Annotated in this window: 16 protein-coding genes; 7 read left to right on the top strand and 9 right to left on the bottom strand. The window is 74.7% G+C overall.

All coding sequences use genetic code 11. The features are described from left to right. The first annotated feature begins 100 nt into the window (after positions 1–100). Genes Mco01_RS08270 through Mco01_RS08285 form a run of 4 tightly spaced genes read left to right on the top strand, consistent with a single transcriptional unit; the run spans position 101 to position 3,601 of the window. On the top strand, positions 101–637 hold the full coding sequence (locus Mco01_RS08270) for a hypothetical protein (RefSeq protein WP_204056298.1): 537 nt from the start codon (positions 101–103) through the stop codon (positions 635–637). A 5-nt stretch (positions 638–642) separates the two neighbouring features. Then, a complete protein-coding gene (locus tag Mco01_RS08275) occupies positions 643–1,689 on the top strand; it encodes a peptidoglycan-binding protein (protein WP_204056299.1) in 1,047 nt (348 codons plus the stop codon). Next, positions 1,686–2,372 (top strand): ABC transporter ATP-binding protein, encoded by a 687-nt coding sequence (locus Mco01_RS08280; RefSeq protein WP_036325714.1) that lies wholly within the window; start codon positions 1,686–1,688, stop codon positions 2,370–2,372. Before Mco01_RS08275 ends, Mco01_RS08280 begins: the two co-directional genes overlap by 4 nt. Further along, the gene (locus Mco01_RS08285; RefSeq protein WP_239103435.1) at positions 2,369–3,601 is read left to right on the top strand and encodes an ABC transporter permease; all 1,233 of its coding nucleotides are present in this window, start codon (positions 2,369–2,371) and stop codon (positions 3,599–3,601) included. The genes Mco01_RS08280 and Mco01_RS08285 overlap by 4 nt, the downstream gene beginning before the upstream one ends. On the opposite strand, the gene Mco01_RS08290 is transcribed toward Mco01_RS08285, so the two are convergent. Then, positions 3,598–4,149 carry a TetR/AcrR family transcriptional regulator gene (locus Mco01_RS08290; RefSeq protein WP_204056300.1) on the bottom strand — a complete coding sequence of 184 codons (552 nt, stop codon included), beginning with the start codon at positions 4,147–4,149 and terminating at the stop codon, positions 3,598–3,600. The genes Mco01_RS08285 and Mco01_RS08290 overlap by 4 nt on opposite strands. Positions 4,150–4,292: 143 nt before the next feature. Between Mco01_RS08290 and Mco01_RS08295 the strand changes: the two genes are divergently transcribed. Continuing rightward, on the top strand, positions 4,293–5,261 hold the full coding sequence (locus Mco01_RS08295; protein ID WP_204056301.1) for a zinc-binding dehydrogenase: 969 nt from the start codon (positions 4,293–4,295) through the stop codon (positions 5,259–5,261). Between the two features lie 11 nt (positions 5,262–5,272). Here Mco01_RS08295 and hypF read toward each other — a convergent pair whose 3' ends face one another. The 7 genes from hypF to Mco01_RS08330 form a co-directional block, all read right to left on the bottom strand. Further along, positions 5,273–7,576: a carbamoyltransferase HypF gene (gene hypF, locus Mco01_RS08300; protein ID WP_204056302.1), complete on the bottom strand. Its 2,304-nt coding sequence runs from the start codon at positions 7,574–7,576 to the stop codon at positions 5,273–5,275. A gap of 35 nt (positions 7,577–7,611) precedes the next feature. Next, positions 7,612–9,810, bottom strand: coding sequence for a glycoside hydrolase family 31 protein (locus tag Mco01_RS08305; RefSeq protein WP_204056303.1), 2,199 nt, complete (start codon positions 9,808–9,810; stop codon positions 7,612–7,614). Next, positions 9,807–10,913, bottom strand: coding sequence for a glycoside hydrolase family 15 protein (locus Mco01_RS08310; protein ID WP_239103475.1), 1,107 nt, complete (start codon positions 10,911–10,913; stop codon positions 9,807–9,809). The genes Mco01_RS08305 and Mco01_RS08310 overlap by 4 nt, the downstream gene beginning before the upstream one ends. A gap of 112 nt (positions 10,914–11,025) precedes the next feature. Beyond that, positions 11,026–12,282 carry an ABC transporter substrate-binding protein gene (locus Mco01_RS08315; RefSeq protein ID WP_204056305.1) on the bottom strand — a complete coding sequence of 419 codons (1,257 nt, stop codon included), beginning with the start codon at positions 12,280–12,282 and terminating at the stop codon, positions 11,026–11,028. 43 nt (positions 12,283–12,325) lie between these two features. Further along, entirely contained in the window at positions 12,326–13,114 is a 789-nt protein-coding gene (locus Mco01_RS08320; protein ID WP_036325702.1) for a carbohydrate ABC transporter permease, read from the bottom strand. Next, entirely contained in the window at positions 13,107–14,084 is a 978-nt protein-coding gene (locus tag Mco01_RS08325) for a carbohydrate ABC transporter permease (protein ID WP_204056306.1), read from the bottom strand. The genes Mco01_RS08320 and Mco01_RS08325 overlap by 8 nt, the downstream gene beginning before the upstream one ends. Next, the gene (locus Mco01_RS08330; RefSeq protein ID WP_204056307.1) at positions 14,081–15,232 is read right to left on the bottom strand and encodes an ROK family transcriptional regulator; all 1,152 of its coding nucleotides are present in this window, start codon (positions 15,230–15,232) and stop codon (positions 14,081–14,083) included. The genes Mco01_RS08325 and Mco01_RS08330 overlap by 4 nt, the downstream gene beginning before the upstream one ends. 401 nt (positions 15,233–15,633) lie before the next feature. Here Mco01_RS08330 and Mco01_RS08335 point away from each other — a divergent pair, with 401 nt between their 5' ends. Both Mco01_RS08335 and Mco01_RS08340 read left to right on the top strand, forming a co-directional pair. Continuing rightward, entirely contained in the window at positions 15,634–17,007 is a 1,374-nt protein-coding gene (locus Mco01_RS08335) for a diaminobutyrate--2-oxoglutarate transaminase family protein (protein WP_204056308.1), read from the top strand. A gap of 206 nt (positions 17,008–17,213) precedes the next feature. Beyond that, positions 17,214–18,653 (top strand): pyridoxal phosphate-dependent decarboxylase family protein, encoded by a 1,440-nt coding sequence (locus Mco01_RS08340; protein ID WP_204056309.1) that lies wholly within the window; start codon positions 17,214–17,216, stop codon positions 18,651–18,653. 15 nt (positions 18,654–18,668) lie between these two features. Here Mco01_RS08340 and Mco01_RS08345 read toward each other — a convergent pair whose 3' ends face one another. After that, on the bottom strand, positions 18,669–19,562 hold the full coding sequence (locus Mco01_RS08345) for a LysR family transcriptional regulator (RefSeq protein ID WP_204056310.1): 894 nt from the start codon (positions 19,560–19,562) through the stop codon (positions 18,669–18,671). Positions 19,563–19,634: the final 72 nt, after the last annotated feature.

Below are 19,634 nucleotides of genomic sequence, written 5' to 3' on the forward strand. Positions count from 1 at the left end.
TAGGGACCGGACGATAAGCCCGGCATCTGTCGTGAGACAGACGACGACCTCCGTCGGCCGCCGGACGCGCGGGACGGCTCTTCGGGGCCAGCCTCATGGCATGCCACTGACAAGAACCGGTGCCGCCCTGGCCGCCCTGGCCCTCGCGCTCGCCGCCTGCTCCTCGTCGCCGCCCGCGGCGACCACCGCCGCCGCCACCTCGCCGGGCGCCACCCCGTCGGCCGACGCCATGCAGATCGCCCTGCGGTTCGTCGCGTGCGCCCGCGCCCACGGGCACCGGATCCCCGACCCCACGCTGGCCGGGGGACGGATCAGGTTCGAGGTCCCGGCTCAGAGCGGCCAGCCTCAGCTGGAGGAGATGAAAGCCGTCCGGAACATCCCTGAATGCGAGGCCATCTACCGGCAGATACCCGACCAGCACCAGCGGCCCAAGCCGCCCACCGCCGCGGAGATGGACAGGGGACGGAAGTTCGCCGACTGCGTGCGCAAGCACGGCCTGCCGGACTTTCCCGACCCCAGCTCGAACGGCACGTTCCCGGTCAGGGGGACGCCCCTGCAGCCACAGGTCAAGGGCCCGGCCATGAGAGCCGCCTTCGACGCCTGCACCGAGTACGCCGTGGAGTTCCCGTTCTCATGAAGATCATGAAGACAACCCCCATCACGGGCGCGGCGCTCGTCGCGCTGCTGGCCGCCGGATGCGCGGCCTCCCCGCAGCCGGCCCCCACGCCGCAGGTGGCCGTGGCCTCGGCCCCCGTCCGCCGCGCCGACGTCGTCTCCACGATCCAGCTTCCCGGCGTGCTCGGCTTCGACCGCACCTACTCCGTGGTCGGCGAGCTGGCCCCCGGGATCGTCACCGCCGTGCCCCGGCCGGGCGCCGTCCTGGGGCGCGGCGCCCGGCTGTTCGCCGTCGACGGCGCCCCCGCCACCCTGCTGTACGGATCCGTGCCCGCCCACCGCGACTTCTTCTGGGGAATGAGCGACGGGCGCGACGTCCGCCGGCTGGAGGCCAATCTCGTGGCCCTCGGCATGGACCCCGGCCACGCCGTCACTGTGGACGACCACTTCTCCGGGGCCACCGCCGCCGCCGTACGGCGCTGGCAGCGCAAGCTGGGCCGGCCCCAGACGGGCCGGCTGGACCTCGGAAGCGTGGTCTTCCTGCCCGGCCGCGTCCGGATCCGCACGGTCGCGGCCGAGGCGGGCACGCCGGCCGGGCCGGGCACGCGCATGCTCACCGCCAACTCGGCCACCCGGGTCGTACAGGTGCCGCTGACCACCGACCGGCTGGGCCAGCTGCACCCCGGCGACCAGGTCCGGGTCACCCTCCCGGACGGCGAGACCACGCTGCGCGGCCGCGTCCGCACGGTGGGCAGGGTCGCCACCGCCCAGGACACCGGCCTGGCGACCGTTCCCGTCACGATCACGCTCACCCGGCCGGGCCGCGCCGTCGCCGGCCTGGACCTCGCCCCCGTCCAGGTCTCCGTCGTCACCGCCCGGCACAAGAACGTGCTCACCGTCCCGGTCACCGCGCTGCTGCCCCGCCCCGGCGGCGGCTACCAGGTCGCGCTCACCGCGCCCGGCTCCCGCCGGCTCGTGCCCGTCGAGCCCGGGCTGTTCGACGAGGAGGGCGGCACGGTCGAGATCACCGGCGACATGCCCGACGGCGCGCAGGTGGAGGTGCCCGCGTCATGAGCGACGACGTCGTGCTGTCCTTCCACGCGGTGTCGAAGACCTATCCCGGCACCCCGCCCGTCACGTCGCTGCGCGAGGTCGATCTGAGCGTGCGCGCGGGGGAGATGGTCGCGGTCGTCGGTCCGTCCGGGTCGGGCAAGACCACGCTGCTCAACCTCGCCGCGGGGCTGGACCGGCCCACGAGCGGCACGATCCACCTGGCGGGGCACGCCATCGAGAGCTCCGGCGACCGCCGCCTCTCGGGCCTGCGGGCGCACCTGCTGGGCGTGGTCTTCCAGCGCTTCCACCTCCTCGACCACCTCACCGCCACCGAGAACGTGGCGACCGGCCTGCTCTACCGCGGCCTGCCGCGGCGCCGGCGCCGCGCGGCCGCCCTGACCGCCCTGGAACGCGTCGGGCTGGCCCACCGCGCCCACCAACCGGCGCGGACGCTGTCGGGCGGCGAGCAGCAGCGCGTCGCCATCGCCCGCGCCCTCGTCGGACGGCCCGCCCTGGTGCTCGCCGACGAACCCACCGGCAACCTCGACACCGTCACCGGCGGGCAGATCCTCCGGCTGCTCACCGACCTCAACACCGACGGGGTGACCATGCTCGTCATCACCCACGACCTCGCCGTCGCGGCCGCCTGCGGACGCCAGGTCGAGATCCGCGACGGCCGCGTCAGCTCGGCGGTCGCCCTGTGAGCGCCCCGCCCGACGCCCGGAGCGGCCCCGACGCCCGGAGCGGCCCCGGCTCCCGGCTGCGGCCCGCCGACCTGCTTCCGCTGGCGACCGTGGGCCTGCGCGGCCGCCGCGTCCGCACCGCGCTGTCCACACTGGGGATCGCCATCGGCATCGCCGCCATCGTCGCCGTGCTCGGCATCACCCGCTCGAGCCAGTCCGAACTGCTGACCCGCATCGACCGGCTGGGCACGAACCTGCTCACCGTGACCGCCGGGCAGAGCATGGGCGACGAGGTCCCGCTGCCGGCCACCGCCGGCCTCGGCGTCGCACGCACCGACGGGGTCGAGCGCGTCGCCGTCACGGCCGTGCTCACGCAGGTTCACGTCTACCGGTCCGACAGGATCCCGCACACACAGACCGGCGGGCTGGACGTCCGCGCCACCGACGAGGACCTGCTCACCACCCTCGACGGTCACCTGGCCGCGGGCGTCTTCCTCAGCGCCGCCACCGCCCGCTACCCGGTCGCCGTCCTCGGCCACCAGGCCGCCGTCCAGCTCGGGGTCGTCCGGCCGGGCCCGGGCATCCGCGTCCGGATCTCCGGCCACTGGTTCGTGGTCGCGGGCATCCTCGCCCCTTTCGAGCTGGCCCCGGAGCTCGACCGGGCCGCGCTGATCGGCCTGCCCGCCGCCCGCGACGTCTTCGGTTACGACGGCCACCCCACCCGCCTGTACATCCGGGCCGACACGGCGCGCGTCGCGCAGACCGTGGACCTGCTCGCCCGCGCCGTCAACCCGGCCGAGCCGCCCGCCGTGCAGGTCAGCCGTCCCTCCGACACGCTGACCTCGCGGCTGCTCGTCGCCGACTCTGGCACCTCCCTGTTCCTCGGCCTCGGCGCCGTCGCCCTGCTCGTCGGCGGCGTCGGCATCGCCAACGTGATGGTCATCTCGGTCCTGGAACGCCGCGCCGAGATCGGCCTGCGCCGCGCGCTGGGCGCCACCCGCCCGCACATCGCCGGGCAGTTCCTCGTCGAGTCGCTCGTCCTGGCGACGCTCGGCGGACTGACCGGTACGGCACTGGGGGTGCTCATCACGTACCTGACCGCGCTCCAGCGGGGCTGGCCGGCCGTCGTCCCGCCCGGAGCCGCGGGGCTGGGCCTGGGCGCCGCCCTGGCCGTCGGGGCGCTGGCCGGCCTCTACCCGGCCGTCCGCGCGGCCGGGCTGCCTCCCACGGACGCCCTGCGCGCGGTCTAGCCGGTACCGGTGTCGGCGGCCACCTCGATCACCGCGCGGATCAGCCGCGAGGACCGCTCGGCGATCTCATCGGACGCACATGGCCGGTCGTGTTCGAGCCACCAGAGGATGGATTGCACCATCATCGCCGAGATGACGCTGGGGACCAGCGAATCGGGATCACGACCGGGCAGGTGTCCGCTCGACATCGCGGCGAGCGCCGCACGCATCCGGTCGGCGAACCACGGGCTGCCTTTGCGTCCGAGAAGCGCCCCGTAGAGCCGATGGTAGGCGTCGATGTGACCCAGGAAATCGGCCCAACGCCGGGCGGGCGATCGGGGGTCGGCCTCGTCGTCGGCGGTCATCTCGGCCATCGCCTCGTCGAAGATCTGCTCGACCAGCTCGTACTTGTCGCGGTAGTTGCGGTAGAACGCGGCTCGGCTGACCATCGCACGGGAGGTGAGCTCGCCGACGGTGACCCGCTCGAACCCACGGTCCTCGATCAGTTCGACCAGCGCCTCGCGCAGCAGTGCGCGAGTGCGGCGGACGCGCACGTTCGGCTGAGACATTTTCGGCTCCTTGTCCGGGGCGGGACATCCTCGGCGATCTGATCCTTGTGCGGCGGCCCGCACCGTTCGGAGACTGAACACGTCGTTCTGAACGGGACACACTGTCTCGCTTCAAGCATGATGTCAATCGAAGGGACGTGGTCATGCGGGCCGTCAGGGTGACTCGATTCGGCGAACCGGATGTGCTGGCCGTCGACACGGTCGCCGACCCGGAGCCGGCAGCGGGTCAGGTGTTGGTGGACGTGCGCATGTCGGGAGTCGCCTACGGCGACGTGATCGTCCGATCGGGCCGCCACCCGATGCCGCTGCCGTGGATCCCCGGTATCGAGGTCGGCGGACAGGTCGTCGCGGTAGGCCCGGACGCGGACGATGCGCTGCTCGGCAGGACGGTGGTCGCCACCACGGTCGGGCAGGCCGGTGGCTACGCAGAACGCGCGGTGGCCCCGGCCGCGTACACGTTCCCGGTGCCGGACGGGCTGGCACTCGATGTCGCCCTGACCGTGTTCCAGGCCGGCGCGATGGCCCGTGGCCTGCTGCGCGTCATGCGGCTCAGCGGCGAGGACACCGTCCTGGTCACCGCCGCGGCGGGGCGGATCGGATCGCTGCTGGTGCAGACGGCAAAGGCGGCGGGCGCGCGGGTCCTCGGCGCGGCCGGCCGCGAGAAGCTGAGCGCCGTGGCCGAGTTCGGCGCCGATCACGCGATCGACTACACCGCCGCCGACTGGCCGGACCAGGTACGCGAACTGACCGGCGGGCGCGGGGCGGACCTGGTGCTGGACGCCGTCGGCGGCGAGACCGCCGCACGCGCCCTGGCCGCGACCGCCGACGGGGGTGGCCGCTTCGGCCTATACGGCTTCGCGTCCGGCGAGTGGCCGGTGCTGGACGCCCAGACCGTCGGCAGACGCGGTCTGACGGTGTCGGGCCCGCTGGGCATACTCTTCCGCACGACCGACGCCGAACAACGCGACGATGCCGAACAGGCGCTCGCGGCGGCGGCTCAGGGAGTCGTGACACCACGGATCCACGCGCGGCTGCCGTTGGAGCGAGCCGCTGACGCGCATCGTGAGCTCCAGGAACGCCGGTCGGTCGGGGCGATCGTGCTCACAACCTGATCGGACACGGCTCAGCGGCGCTCCCGGTCGAGGGCGGCGGCGACGGCGGCCTGGCCGAGGCTGACGCCGCCGTCGTTCGGCGGGACGCGGTGGTGCAGGAGCACGTGGAAGCCCCGCCTCTCCAGCAGCCCGGCGGCGCGGTCCAGCAGCAGCAGGTTCTGGAAGACGCCTCCCGACAGGGCGACCGCGCACAGGCCGGTGGCCGCCCGGACGCGGTCGCAGCCGTCCGCGACGAGCCCGGCGACCGCGTTGTGGAAGCGGGCGGCGACGACGGAGGGGTCCGCTCCCGTGCGCAGGTCGTCGACGACGGCCCGCACCAGCACCGCCCCCGGCACGGCGAACGGCGGCCCGGACGGCTGAGCGGGGTCCCTCTCTCCAGGGGTCAGGGGGCAGGGGTAGCCGCCGCGTTCGGCGGGGTCGGCCCGTTGTTCGAGCTCGACCGCGGCCTGGCCCTCGTAGGTGATCGCGTCGCGCACCCCCAGGATCGCGGCGACGGCGTCGAACAGGCGGCCCACGCTCGACGTCCGGGGGGCGCTGACGCCCCTGCGCGCGAGCGCCACCACGGCGTCCCAGCGGGCGGCGTTGCGCCGGACGACGCCGAGCCCGGCGGGGATGTCGCCATCGAACGCGAGGTCGAGGTACGCGGCGGCCATCCGCCACGGCTCCCTGATGGCCGCGGCGCCTCCCGGCATCGGGACCGTCGCGAGATGGCCGGCCCGCTCGAACCCGGTCAGTCCGGCCACGAGGAACTCGCCGCCCCACAGCGTGCCGTCGGTCCCGTAGCCGAGCCCGTCGAAGGCCACGCCGATCACCGGTCCGGCCACGCCGTTGTCGGCCAGGCAGGACGCCACGTGCGCGTGGTGGTGCTGGACGCCCACGAGGTCGGCGTCCGCCCGCTCCAAGGCGTACTTGGTGGACAGGTACTCCGGGTGCAGGTCGTGCGCCACCACCTCGGGGACCACGTCGAACAGCCGGGCGAAGTGCTCCACACCCTCGGTGAACGACCGCGAGGTCTCGTAGTTCTCCAGGTCGCCGATGTGGTGGGAGACGAACGCGTGCGACCCCTTCGCCAGGCAGAACGTGTTCTTCAGCTCGGCGCCGCAGGCGAGCACCGGCCGGGGGCACTCCCAGGCGAGCGGCAGCGGGTGGGGCACGTACCCCCGGGACCGCCGTACGGGCACCGCCCGGCCCCGGAACAGGCGGATCACCGAGTCGTCGGTGCGCGTGTGGATCGGACGGTCGTGGGTGAGGAAGGCGTCGGCGATGCCGCCCAATCGCTCGACCGCCTCGTCGTCGCGGTAGGCGATCGGCTCGTCGGAGACGTTCCCGCTGGTCAGGACAACCGGACGGCCGAGCGCCCGGAGCAGCAGGTGGTGCAGCGGCGTGTACGGCAGCATCACGCCGAGCCGGCGGTTCCCCGGGGCGGCCGAGGGCGCCACCTCGGCGTCCGCCCGCCGCACGAGCAGCACGATGGGCCGTTCGCGGCCCGTCAGCAGCTCCGCGGCGGCCTCCCCGACCTCGCAGAGGCGGCCCGCCTGGGCGAGGTCGGCCGCCATCACGGCGAACGGCTTGTCCTCCCGGTGCTTGCGCGACCGCAGGGCCGCCACCGCCTGCTCGCTGCCCGCCACGGCGGCGAGGTGGTAGCCGCCGAGGCCCTTGACCGCGAGCACCTGCGCGGCGAGGAGCCGCTCGGCGGCCAGGGCGACGGGGTCCCCCGGCGCCTCGCGCCCGTCGCCGTCCACCAGCCGGAGCCGCGGGCCGCAGGCCGGGCAGCACACGGGCTGGGCGTGGAAGCGCCGGTCGGCCGGGTCGTGGTACTCCCGGGCGCAGTCCGCGCACATGGCGAAGCCGGCCATGGTGGTGTTCGGCCGGTCGTACGGCACGTCCCGGACGATCGTGAACCGGGGGCCGCAGTTGGTGCAGTTGGTGAAGGCGTACCGGTACCGCCGGTCGGCCGGGTCGTCCATCTCGCGCAGGCAGTCGTCGCAGGTGGCGACGTCGGGCGGGACGAGCGCCCGGCGGTCGCCGCCGGTGGCGCTGCGCGCGATGACGAACCCGGTCTCGCCCGTGGCCGGGAGCGCGCCCGCGCTGATGCGCTCGATCACCGCGAGCGGGGGCGGGCGGTCCCGGAGCGCGGCCAGGAACTCCCTGACCGGCCCCGGTCCGCCCTCGACCTCGATGAACACGCCGCGCTCGTCGTTGCCGACCAGCCCGTCCAGCCCGAGGCCGGTGGCCAGGCCGTACACGTAGGGCCGGAACCCGACCCCCTGCACGATGCCCTCCACCCGGATCGCGGCGCGGACACGGCTGCTCACCTGCCCATTCTCGCTCTCCGCCGCGGGCGGGCGGCCTACGACCCCGGGTGGAACACCTCCCGCAGGGACGGCCAGCGGTCCTCGCGGCAGTAGACCGGGATCACGTCGACGGGCACGTCCCGGGACACCACCCCGCCGCCCTCGTGCCGCGTCCCCGACCACACGTCCACCCAGCCGCCGGCCGGCAGGTACGTCTCCCAGGTCCGCGCCCCCGGCTCGGTGACCGGGTGGACGAGCAGCGCGTCGCCCAGGAGGTACTGGCGGGGCCGGTCCCAGATCCGCGGGTCGTCCGGCCAGGCGAAGAAGAGCCCGCGCATCAGCGGGAGGCCGTCGCGCGCCTGCTCCGCCAGGTAGGGCACGAGCCGTTCCCGCAGGTGGGCCAGGGAGCGGAACACCGGCAGCACCCGGTCGTCGCCGGTCCTGGCGGCGATGTTCCAGGGCGTGCGGTCGCGCGGCGGCCGCCTGTGGTGGTTGAACTCCGAGTGGTACTGCATGATCGGCGCGAAGCAGGCCATGGCCGCCGCCCGCAGGTAGAGCTCGGCCTCCGGGACGTCGCCGGAGAACCCGGCCAGGTCCCAGCCCCAGTAGAGGACGCCGCAGGCCGACGCCGTGATGCCGGCGGTGACGGAGTGGCGGAACGCCTCCCACGTCGAGTTCTCGTCGCCCGCCCAGAAGCAGCCGTGGGCCTGCGAGCCGGTGAACCCGGCCCGGGAGAACGTCACCGGCGGTCTGCCGCACGCCCGCAGCAGGTCGCCGAAGGCCGCGGCGTACCGGACCGGGACGAGGTTGTTCCCCTCGTCGCCCCGGGTGCCGTCGGCGTGGCGCAGGTCGCTGCCCCAGGCGTGCTCGCCGCCGTCGGTCTTGAAGCCGTCGATCCCTACCTCGTCGACGAGGTAGCGGCGCTTGGCCAGCCACCACTCCCGGGCCTCGGGGTCGGTGAAGTCCGGCAGGAGCGCGAGCGGGAACCACCACCCGCGGTTCCGGTACGGCCGGCCGTCCGCCTCCCTCACCCCGTACCCCTTCTCGACCATGACCCGGACGTCGGCCCGCGCCTGGCCCTGGGGGTAGGGGCGCGTCCTCTGCAACGGGATCTGCCACAGCAGCACCCTGACCCCCCGCGCGTGCAGGTCGTCCACCATGCCCTTCGGGTCGGGCCAGGCGCCGTCGGGCGGGAAGGCGAAGTCGGCGAGCCGGTGCGGCGACCCGTCCTCGTGGACCTCGTAGCGCGCGTCCCGGAACGCGACGAACGTCGACTCGTCGCTCCACGCCTCGATCACCACGACGCCGACGGGCACGTCCTCGTCGCGGTGGCGGTCCATCTCGGCGAGCACCCGCTCCTGGGTGTTCCACTCGTTGCCGCTCGCCCAGAGGCGGAACACCCACGCGGGCAGCTCCTCCGGACGGCCCGCCTCGCCGAGGAACGCGTCGAGCACCTTCGCGGGCGCGCCGTCGTAGACGGCCAGCTCGATCCGTCCCTCCGGGCCGGTCTCGGCCTCCACCACGAGCCGGTCGGGGGTGGTCGCCCCCACGTCGAACCAGGTCCGCCGGCTCGTGCGGACGTGGAACCCCCAGCCGTCGCCGCCGACGACCGTCGCGAACGGCATGGGCAGGTACGTCCTGCCGGTGGCGCCCTGGTCCTTGTACTGCTCGAAGACCACGGCGTCGAGGGCGTGACCGCGCTGGTCCACCCGGTCGAACCGCTCGCCGAACCCGACGACGTGCTCGCCGGGCGCGAGCGGCAGCGCGAAACGGACCCGGTGGACGCCGTCCGGGGAGACCAGCCACTCCACCGAGCCCGGCACGACGAGGTCCCGCCCGTCGACCACGAGCCTGCCGCCGTCCGGCCGCCACTGCCCGGCGCACACCTCGAACCACCGCGTGGCCCGCTCCGGGCCCCCGGTCGTGCGGAACCGGTAGCGGTGGCGGCGGCCCGCCGCGAGAGGCGGCGTCGTCGTCCGCCAGGACGGCCCGCCGCCGAGGGCGCGCTCCTGCGCCGCGGCCAGGTGGCCGTCCCCGGTGGACGGCGGATCCGGCTCGGAGGCCGGGTCCCAGGGCGTGAGCGGGAGCACGACGACGTCCGTCCCGTCGTCCCACTCGGCCACGACCCCGCTCACCCGCTCCGAGGCGCGCACCCGCAGCTCGACCGGCGCGCCGGCGAGGGGCAGCACCGGCACCCGCTGGTCGTTCGTCGTGGCGTACGCGTGCCCCGAGCCGTACGGGCGGTGCCGGATCACCGGGCCACCCCCAGCTCGTCGGCGAGGATGAGGAACATGCCGTGCGACCAGAGCAGCGGCCGGGCCACCTCGCCCCAGCGGCGTACCCACTCGTCCCGGCGGTCGGGCCGCAGCAGGGGGTCGCCGACCTGCTCCGGCAGCTCGCCGGCGGCGTCGGCGGTCGAGGCGATCCAGGCGAGCTGGGCCAGGGCGTCCGCCTGCCGGCCGGTCCTCGCGTGGACCCAGCCCAGGAGCGCCGCCAGCACCGGCCAGCGGCCCCCGCCGTAGAAGGTGTCCTCCCGGTAGCGGTGGACGCCGTGGCCGCGTACCAGGTCCCGCTCCACGGCCGCCACCGTGGCCAGGCCCGCCTCGCTCCCCGGCTCGTCGAGCCCGAACGGCACCAGGCACGCGAGGAGCGAGCCGTCCACGCTGCCGGAGCCGAGCCACTTGGCCAGCGAGCCGCCGGGAAGCCGGCCCCGGGCGTCGACGAGCGCCCGGACGGACCGCCGGGCGGCCAGGGCCGTCTCCTCGTCCTCCGGAGACAGCACGCCCAGGGAGAGCGCGCCGCCGAGGCCGCCGAAGATCGCGCCGAGCGTCGCCACGTGGACCTGGTCGGGGTGCTCCTCCCACCAGTCGTAGCACGGCGTGTCATGAAATCTGGCGAGATAGCGGACGACGAGGGCGACGGCCTCGGCGTACCGGGAGGGGTCGGCGCCGTGCCGCCTCACGTGCTCCGACAGCGCCCACAGCCAGGTGCCGTAGCCGTCGAGCTGGAAGTTCCACCAGCCGTCGGTGTGGTCCTCGCGGCCGTCCAGCGTGTACCGGGTGGGCAGGAACTCGTCGTGGCGCGGGGCGGGAGCCGTACGGGGGCGGGAGACGAGGGCGGAGACGCGGTCGGCGCGGGCGAGCAGGACCCCGGCGCACCAGTCGTGGAAGCGGGCGGCGCCCCCGGGGTCGCCGCCCCGCGACGCTCCCTCCGCGATGAACGCGCCGTCCCGGAACCACGAGTACCGGTACACCGGGTACGACGGGGCGGCCGGGTAGGCCCCGGACGGATGCTGGTGGCGGGCGATCAGTTCCACGGCACGGGCCGCCAGATCGCGCATCCGGGAGGAATCGATCACTACACTCAAGGGGTCAGGTCTCCTGACGAAACGGGTGGTGGCCGGGGCCCGCGAATGCAGGTCGCGGGCCCCGGTCACGCACGCGGCGGTCGTGGCGTTCCGGGCGGCCCGGTCACCCGGACTTGGTCAGCTCGTTCACCTTCGCGGCCGCGTCGTCGAGCGCCTTCTGGACCGGCGCCTTGCCGGCGGCGGCCTGCTCCAGCGCCTTGGTGACGATGTCCTGCAACTCCTGCTGGCGCGCGATGACGGGCTCGGCCGTGGCCGATGCGACGGCGTCCAGGACGGCCTTGCGGTTGGCCGGCGGGGTCTGCTCGAAGTACCCGGCGTAAGCCTTCGCGTCGGCGAGCGGCGGCAGCTCCCAGGACGAGGCGACCCGCGTGGTGGCGGCCACTTCCGAGGAGGTCAGGAAGCGCAGCCACTTGTACGCGGCGGCGGCGTTCTTCGTCGTCGCGGAGACGGCGACCGCGTTCTGGAAGACCGCGCTGGCCTTGGTCGATGCCGGCTCCACCACCACGTCCCAGCCGAAGGGCACGTCCTTGAGACCGGCGAACTGCCAGACCCCGTTGTGCCACATGGCGAGCCTGCCCTTCTTGAACAGGTTCGTGTCGTAGTCGGGCGTTCCGCCGATCTGGGCCACGGTCGGCATGACCTTGCCGGGCTTGGCCAGCAGGAACTCGGCCGCCGCCACGCCCTGCGGGCCGTTGAACGCCGCCTGCTTGCCGTCCGGGCCGAAGAACGAGCCGCCGGCCTGCGCGAGCGCCTTGTAGAACTCGAAGAACTGCACGGGCTGGAAGTCGCCGTAGACCTCCCCTCCGGTCAGCTTCCTGGCCGCGGCCAGCTCGTCGTCCCACGTCCAGTCGGCCGTCGGGTAGGCGAGCTTGGCCTTGTCGAACAGGTCCTTGTTGTAGAAGAGCAGGACGGCCGAGTACGACTCGGGCAGGGCGTACTGCTTGCCGTTCCGCCCGAACGTCTGCAGGGACCGGGGGGCGTAGGCGGACAGGTCGTCCCCGGCCGTCTGGTCGCCGAGATCGCGCAGCGCGCCCGCGTCGGCGTACGACACGAAGTTCTCGTAGTTCAGCTCGAACGCGTCCGGAGCCGTCTGGCCCGCGATCGCGGTCTGGAGCTTGGTGAAGTAGTCGGTGAAGGGCGCCGTCTCCACGGTGACCGTGATGGACGGGTTGGCCGCCTCGAACGCCTTGACGATCTTGTCGAGGTCCGCGAGGTGGTCGGGCGCCGCGGAGAAGGTGAAGTACTTGATGTTCGACGTGCCCTCGGGAGCGGACTCCCGGGTGGCCGATCCCTTGGCGCATCCGGCCGCGAGCACCGCGACCAGCGCGAAGGCCGAAAGGGCCTTCAGACCTCGGGACATGGGTCCTCCTGACGAAACGGGGGGGTGGGACTCGCCGCGCCGGTCACTTGAGACCGGTTCGCGCGACGCTGGCGATGACGTGCCGCTGGGCGAGCACGTACACCACGAGGATCGGCAGCACGCTGACCACCGATCCGGCCATGACCACGTCCCACCGGGTGGTGAACTGGCCCTGCAGGGTGGCCAGTCCCAGTGGGAGCGTCATGAACTCGGGGGACCGCAGGATGACCAGCGGCCAGAGGAAGGCGTTCCAGCTCGCCATGAACGCGAAGATCGTGAAGGTCGCCAGGGCGGGACGGATGAGCGGCAGCACCACCGAGGCGAACACCCGGACGTGCCCCGCGCCGTCCATGACCGCGGCCTCGTCCAGCTCCCTGGGCACCTGCCGCACGGCCTGGCGCAGGAAGAACACCCCGAACGCCGACGCGACCGTGGGGGCGAGCAGCCCGGCGTAGGTGTCGACGAGGTCGAAGGTCCGCATCTCGATGAACAGCGGCACGACCAGCACCTGCATGGGCACCATCAGCGTGGCCAGGTAGACCACGAAGACCGCGTCCTTGAGAGGGAAGTCGAGCCGGGCGAAGCCGTACGCCGCCATCGAGCTGGTGAGGACCTGCAGGCCGGTGGACACCGCCGCGACCACCACGCTGTTCAGCAGCACCCGCCAGAACGGGATCGCCCGCAGCAGGTCGCCGTACGCGCCGAGCGAGGGGTCGAGCGGCCACCCGGGCACGCCCCCGTCGGACAGCGAGGACAGCAGCGTCCAGCCGAACGGTGCCAGCGTGACCAGCCCCGCGACGACCAGGGCGGCGTAGAGGAGACGGTTACCCATAGTCGACCCACCTGCGCTGAAGCCGCACCTGGACCACCGTGACCAGGAGGATGACGAGGAACAGGACCCACGACAGGGCCGAGGCGTCGCCGACCCGGCCGTAGCGGAAGGTCAGGTCGTACACCCGCTCCACCGCCACCTCGGAGGCGGCCGCGGCCGGGCCCCCCGAGGTCATCACGTAGACCTGGTCGAAGACCTGGAAGCCGCTGATGCACGAGATCACCAGGACGAAGAACGTCGAGGGCGACAGCAGGGGCAGGACGATGTGCCGGAACCGCCGCCACGCGCCGGCGCCGTCGACCCGGGCGGCCTCCAGGACGTCGCCCGGCACGGCCTGCAGCCCGGCGAGCAGGATCACCATCACGAAGCCCAGGTCCTTCCAGGCCGACGCGATGATCACCGAGGGCAGGGCCCACGTGTCGGAGGTCCACCATCCCGGCCCGTCGATCCCCAGGAGGGCGAGGATCTTGTTGACGATCCCCTCGGACGGGTTGAGCAGCCACTTCCAGATGAGGGCGACGACCACCCAGCTCGTCACGACCGGCAGGAAGTACACGCCGCGGAACAGGTCCCTGCCGCGGGTCACCCGGTTCAGCGCGAGCGCCAGGCCGAGCCCGCCCACGTACACGAGCGGGAGGTAGCCGGCGATGTAGAGCACGGTGTTGCCGAGCGCCCGCCAGGCGTCGCCGTCGCGCAGCAGCGCCGCGTAGTTGCCGAGGCCCACCCAGCGCATGGCGCCGATCAGGTTCCACTCGTGCAGGCTCACCCAGAGCGAGCCGACCATCGGGACCAGCGTGAACAGCACCAGCGGCACGGCGCTCGGCGCCAGGAACAGCACCACGGTCCCGGCCTTGCGCAGCCGCGCCCCGGCCGTGCGCCGTCCCGCGGCCCGGACCGCGGCCGCGGGGCGCGCCCGGCCGGCGGCGGCCGGCTCGTCGAGGGCGCGCGCGGGGGAGGTCGTCTCGCTCACGGCTCCTGCCCTTCGAGGCGGGCGAGGACCAGCTCGCCCTGCTCCCCCGTGCCGGGGGCGACGTCGAACGGCGTGCCGAGCACGAGCGCCGCCGCGCCCTGGGCCCAGCGGGAGTCGTCCCAGGGGTCCACCTCGACCGGCACGTACGGGTGGGAGCGGAACAGGTGGGCGCGGAACGCCGGGCCGAAGCCGGGCAGCCACCGCTCCCAGTCGCGGGTGCCCTCGCCGAGGACGAGGACGGCGGCCGGGTCGAGGATGTTCACGAGCCCGGCGACGGCCCGGCCGAGCACGCCGCCCGCCTCGCGGAGGATCTCGCCGTCCGGCTCACCGAGCCCCCGGGCCCGGGCCGCGTCGAGCAGCCCCCGCTCGCCGATGACCGCCTCCAGGCAGCCTGTGTTGCCGCAGGCGCAGCGCGGCCCATCGGCCGCCACCGGCAGGTGGCCGAACTCCCCGGCCCCGCCGTGGGCCCCGCGCAGCAGCCCGCCGTCCACCACGATCGCCAGGCCGACGCCCCGCCCTATGGTGACCACGAGGAAGTCGCGGTGGGACCGTCCCCGCCCGTACAGGCGCTCGGCGACGGCCAGCGTGTTGACGTCGTTGTCCACGAGGACGGGCAGCTCCAGCGACGCGCGCAGGCGCGGCCCGACCGGCGCGGCCGTCCAGCCCAGGGTGGGCGCCTGGACGACGCCGCTGTCCGGACTGTCGACGACGCCCGCCACCCCGACGCCGACCCCGAGCAGCCGCGGCCCGTCCGACGCCAGCGGCCGCAGCAGTGCGGCGACCCGGTCGAGGCAGTCGGGCGCGCCCGCGTCCAGCGGGATCTCACGCTCCTCCAGAAGCTCCCCGTCGAGCCGGACGACGACGGCGACGGCGTGGTCGGCGGCGATCTTCACTCCGATGGCCCGGCCCGCCGAGCCCACGAGGCCGAGCAGCTGGGCGGGCCGGCCTCCGCGGGACGGGACCCGCTCGAGCTCCTCCACCATGCCCTGCTCGATCAGCCGCCGGGTCACCTGGGTGACGGTGGCGGGGCTCAGGTCGAGTCGTCTGGCCAGCTCGGAGCGGCTGAGCGGACCCGCCTGCCCGAGCGTCGCGAGTATCGCCGTCCGGGACAGGTCCCGCCCCTGCGCGGCCCGTTCGCTCACCGGCATCCCGACTTTCTTTCTCGCTAAATTTACTTGTGAAGAAAGTAGGACGCACCACGGCTCTCGTCAAGAGGTGAGATCCCGCGGGGTCCCGCGGGGTCCGCGGCGTTCGGCGGGCAGGAGGTCACCTCCCGCGCGGCAGCGTGACGTCCCGGGAATCACGGCCGTGGACGCCGGGCGAGATCCACCCGGTGCGGGAGTCGCGGAGCATGTCAGGTTAGGGTCGCCTAAGTAGCTCCGAGCCGCCGAGAGAAGGAGTGCCCGTGTCCGTGCGCCCGCCGGCCACCTCGTGACGCCCGGGGCGGCGAACCGCCGTGCCCGGTCCCCGGCGCCGCCGTCCGCCGTGCCGTCCGCCGTGCCGTCCCCGTTCCGTCCGCCGTTCCGTCCGACGACCAGGAGCCCGATCGATGACGCCGAACCCCGCCGACATCCTGCGACGCCAGCGGGCCCGTGAGTCCGCCGCCCGCACCTACGCCCGGTCGTTCCCGATCGTCCCGGTGCGGGCGTCGGGCATGACGGTTGAGGGCGCGGACGGCCGCCGCTACCTCGACTGCCTGTCCGGCGCCGGGACCCTCGCGCTCGGCCACAACCACCCGGTGGTCACCGAGGCCGTCAGGCGGACCCTCGACAGCGGGGCGCCGCTCCACGTGCTGGACCTCGCGACGCCGCAGAAGGACGACTTCACCGAGGCCCTGTTCGCCACGCTGGCGGCCGGCTTCCGCGACCGGGCCCGGGTCCACTTCTGCGGCCCGGCGGGGACCGACGCCGTGGAGGCGGCGCTGAAGCTCACGCAGACGGCGACCGGGCGGCGCGGCCTGCTCGCGTTCACCGGGGGCTACCACGGCATGACGGCCGGCGCCTTGGCCGTAAGCGGCAACGTGGCCGTCCGGGCGCCGGTGCCCGGCGGCGCGGCCGAGGTCACCCGGCTGCCGTACCCGTACGCGTACCGCTGCCCGTTCGGGGTCGGCGGTGAACGCGGCGCGCAGATCGCGGCGGCGTACACCGAGCGGCTGCTCGACGACCCGGCCGGCGGCGTGGTGCCGTCCGCGGCCATGATCCTCGAGGTGGTCCAGGGCGAGGGCGGCGCGGTGCCCGCCCCGGACGGCTGGCTGCGCGAGATGCGCAGGATCACGGCCGAGCGGGAGATCCCGCTGATCGTGGACGAGGTGCAGACGGGCGTCGGCCGTACGGGCGCGTTCTGGGCGGTCGAGCACAGCGGCGTCGAGCCGGACGTGATAGTCATGTCCAAGGCCATCGGCGGCAGCCTGCCGCTGGCCGTGATCGTGTACCGGGACGACTACGACGGCTGGGCGCCCGGCGCGCACACCGGAACCTTCCGCGGCGACACGCTCGCCATGGCGGCAGGCGCCGCCACGCTGCGGTTCGTCGCCCGCGAGGGGCTGGCCGGGCGCGCCGCGGCCGTGGGCGCGCGGATGACGTCCCGCCTCGACGGTCTGCGCACCGAGCTTCCGGTCATCGGCGACGTTCGCGGCCGCGGGCTGATGATCGGCGTGGAGCTGGTCGACCCGCAGGCCGCCCCCGACGGCTGCGGCGCCCGCCCGGCCGCCCCGCGCCTGGCCGCCGCCGTCCGGGCCGCCTGCCTGGACCGCGGCCTCATCGTGGAGCTCGGCGGCCGGTACGACGCCACGCTGCGGCTGCTGCCCCCGCTGACCATCACCGACGAGGAGGCCGAGGTCGTGCTCGACCGCCTGTCCGACGCCATTGCCCAGGTCACCGCCCAGGCCACCGCCGGCCCCCACCTCGCCGGACGGTCCTCGTGACCGGCGCGATCCACGATCCGGCGCGTCGCAGAGCGGCGGCCGCCGAGACGGACTCCGCGAAGACCCCGCGTCCGGCCCCCGGTTACGTCCCGGACGGCTCTGGCCCGGACGGCTCTGGCCCGGCAGCGGAAGCCGGCCCGGCGGGGAGCACCGCGCCGGCCGGTTCCGGGGCGGTCGCCGGCGGCGGCCCGGAGGGCGGGGGGCGCTTGGGGCGGGAGGCTCTCGAACCCCTGGTGCGGACGGTCCTGCGGGCGCTGGCCGAGGGCGCGGAGCGCCGGGCGGGTCCGGTGCCCGCCGCAGAGCCCGCCCGGCTGGCCGACGAGGTCACGCGGACTCTCGCGGCCGCCGGCGGAGACGGCGCGCTGGCCGCCCTGACCCGGATGCTCGCGTACGGCAGCGCCGACCCCGTGGACCCCTCCTGCGCCGCCCACCTGCACTGCCCGCCGCTGCCCGTCGCCGTGGCCGCCGACCTGGCCGTGTCGGCGCTGAACCCCTCGATGGACTCCTGGGACCAGGCGCCCGCGGCGACCACCTTGGAGACGCTGGTGGTCGCGGAGCTCGCCGCCATGGCCGGGTACCCGCCCGGCGCGGCCGGCGTGCTCACCTCCGGCGGCACCGAGTCCAACCTCATGGGCCTGATGCTGGCCAGGGACCACGTCCTCGCGCGGGCCACCGGGCGGCGCGTCGAGCTGAGCGGCCTGCCGGGCGACGGACCCCGGCCGCGCGTCTTCGCGTCGGCGGCCGCGCACTTCTCCGTCCAGCGGTCGGCGGCCCTGCTCGGGCTCGGCGAGGACGCGGTCGTGCCCGTCCCCGTGGGCCGCGACCTGCGGATGGACGCGACCGCCCTGGAGGAGGCCATGGCGGCCGCCGTACGGCGGGGTGAACGGCCGCTCGCGGTGGTCGCGACGGCGGGCACGACCGACACCGGCGCGATCGACCCGCTGCGCGCGTGCGCCGCCCTCGCCGCCGAGCACGGGGCGTGGCTGCACGTGGACGCGGCCTACGGCGGCGGCGCGCTGCTGTCCGACCGGCTCGCGCCCCTGCTCGACGGCGTGGCTCTGGCCGACTCGGTGTCCCTCGACTGGCACAAGCTGGGCTGGCAGCCCGTCGCCGCCGGCGTCTTCCTGGTCCGGCGGGCCGAGACGTACGCCTCGCTGGCCAGGCGGGCCGCGTACCTGAACCCGGCGGACGACGAGGAGGCGGGCTACGGCGCGCTGCTCGGGCTCTCCTTGCGCACGACCCGGCGGGCGGACGCCTTCTCGATCGCCGTCACCTTGCGCACGCTGGGCCGCGACGGCCTGGGACGGCTCGTCGACGCCTGCCACGACCTCGCCCGCGCGGGGGCCGCGGCGGTCCGCGCGCACCCCCGGCTGGAACTGCACGCCGACCCGGTGCTCACGGCCTTCCTGTTCCGCTACCTGCCGCGGGACCCGTCCCGGGCCGACCAGGTCAACGCCGGGCTCCGCCGCCGCCTGCTGCGCGAGGGGCGGGCGGTCGTCGGCCGCACCGAACTCCCCGGCGAGGGGCCGGGACGCGTCCGGCTCAAGCTGACCCTGCTCAACCCGGACACGACGCCCGCCCAGGTCGAACGGCTGCTCCACGAGGTGGTGGCGGCCGGCGAGGCGGAGGAGGACGCGTCGCAGTAGGGCGCCCGCGGCCGCTCACCTGGTCCAGAGGGACTCCTGGACGGCCTGGACGAGGGCCATCACCGTGCCGGACATCCGGTCCCTCGGCCAGGCCAGCGCGTACGTCAGGCGCAGGTCGCCGCCGTCGAACGGGACGAACCTCACGTCGTTCCTGCGGATGGACGAGACGAGCAACTGCGGGACGGGCAGCAGCCCGATCCCGGCGGCTACCAGGTCGAGCACGGCGGCGAAGTCGTCGATCTCGTCGGCCACCACGTGGTGCCGGTACGGCAGCCGGGCGGCCAGCCGGGCCCACATTCCGGCGGGCGGCCGGTTCCCGGGCACGAGGACCGTCCGGCGCACGAGGTGCTCTGGCCGTACCAGCGGCGTGGCCGCCAGCGGGTCGCCCTCCGGCACCGCGAGGTGGCCGACCGGCACGTGGAACCGTGCCGCCGTCGTGAGGTCCTGCGGGAACGGCGCGCCCAGCACGGCCGCCGCGGCCTCCCCCGAGGCCAGGGCTGCGACGGCGGCACCCCGGCCGGCCGGGCGCAGCGCCACGTCGATGGCGGGCGACCGGCGGGCCAGGCGCCGGGCCACGCGGGCCACGAGCGGCCCGGCCGGCGGCGCGTAGACGAGGCTCACCGTCGCCCGCGGCCCCGCCGCCAGCCGCGCCGCCTCCGCCGAGAACGCCGCCGCGCCGGCCAGCAGCGCCTCCGCGTGAGGCAGCAGCTCCGTCCCCGCCCTGGACAGCCGGACGTCCCGGCTCGTCCGGTCGAACAGGCGCAGGCCCAGCGACCGTTCGAGACGGCCGACGGCCTGGCTCACGGCGGGCTGCGACAGGCCCAGCTCGGCGGCGGCGCGCGAGAAGCTCAGATGCCGCGCGACGGCGGCGAAGCACCCCACGTCGCGCACCGCCGGTCCCGCTTCCATCCCCCAGTTATAAGCGACAGCAATGAATCCCGTCAGGCGAGCAGGTGCGTGCGGCACATCCGTTCGAGCCCC

Source organism: Microbispora corallina (genome assembly GCF_016863035.1).
Classification (GTDB): domain Bacteria; phylum Actinomycetota; class Actinomycetes; order Streptosporangiales; family Streptosporangiaceae; genus Microbispora; species Microbispora corallina.

Excerpts from the sequence above, each read along its gene's own strand:
- Mco01_RS08270 (WP_204056298.1), top strand. The coding sequence starts at position 101 with ATGCCACTGACAAGAACCGGTGCCGCCCTGGCCGCCCTGGCCCTCGCG.
- Mco01_RS08335 (WP_204056308.1), top strand. The coding sequence starts at position 15,634 with ATGACGCCGAACCCCGCCGACATCCTGCGACGCCAGCGGGCCCGTGAG.
- Mco01_RS08280 (WP_036325714.1), top strand. The coding sequence starts at position 1,686 with ATGAGCGACGACGTCGTGCTGTCCTTCCACGCGGTGTCGAAGACCTAT.
- Mco01_RS08275 (WP_204056299.1), top strand. The coding sequence starts at position 643 with ATGAAGACAACCCCCATCACGGGCGCGGCGCTCGTCGCGCTGCTGGCC.
- Mco01_RS08330 (WP_204056307.1), bottom strand. The coding sequence starts at position 15,232 with ATGCCGGTGAGCGAACGGGCCGCGCAGGGGCGGGACCTGTCCCGGACG.
- Mco01_RS08345 (WP_204056310.1), bottom strand. The coding sequence starts at position 19,562 with ATGGAAGCGGGACCGGCGGTGCGCGACGTGGGGTGCTTCGCCGCCGTC.
- Mco01_RS08295 (WP_204056301.1), top strand. The coding sequence starts at position 4,293 with ATGCGGGCCGTCAGGGTGACTCGATTCGGCGAACCGGATGTGCTGGCC.
- Mco01_RS08290 (WP_204056300.1), bottom strand. The coding sequence starts at position 4,149 with ATGTCTCAGCCGAACGTGCGCGTCCGCCGCACTCGCGCACTGCTGCGC.
- Mco01_RS08315 (WP_204056305.1), bottom strand. The coding sequence starts at position 12,282 with ATGTCCCGAGGTCTGAAGGCCCTTTCGGCCTTCGCGCTGGTCGCGGTG.
- Mco01_RS08320 (WP_036325702.1), bottom strand. The coding sequence starts at position 13,114 with ATGGGTAACCGTCTCCTCTACGCCGCCCTGGTCGTCGCGGGGCTGGTC.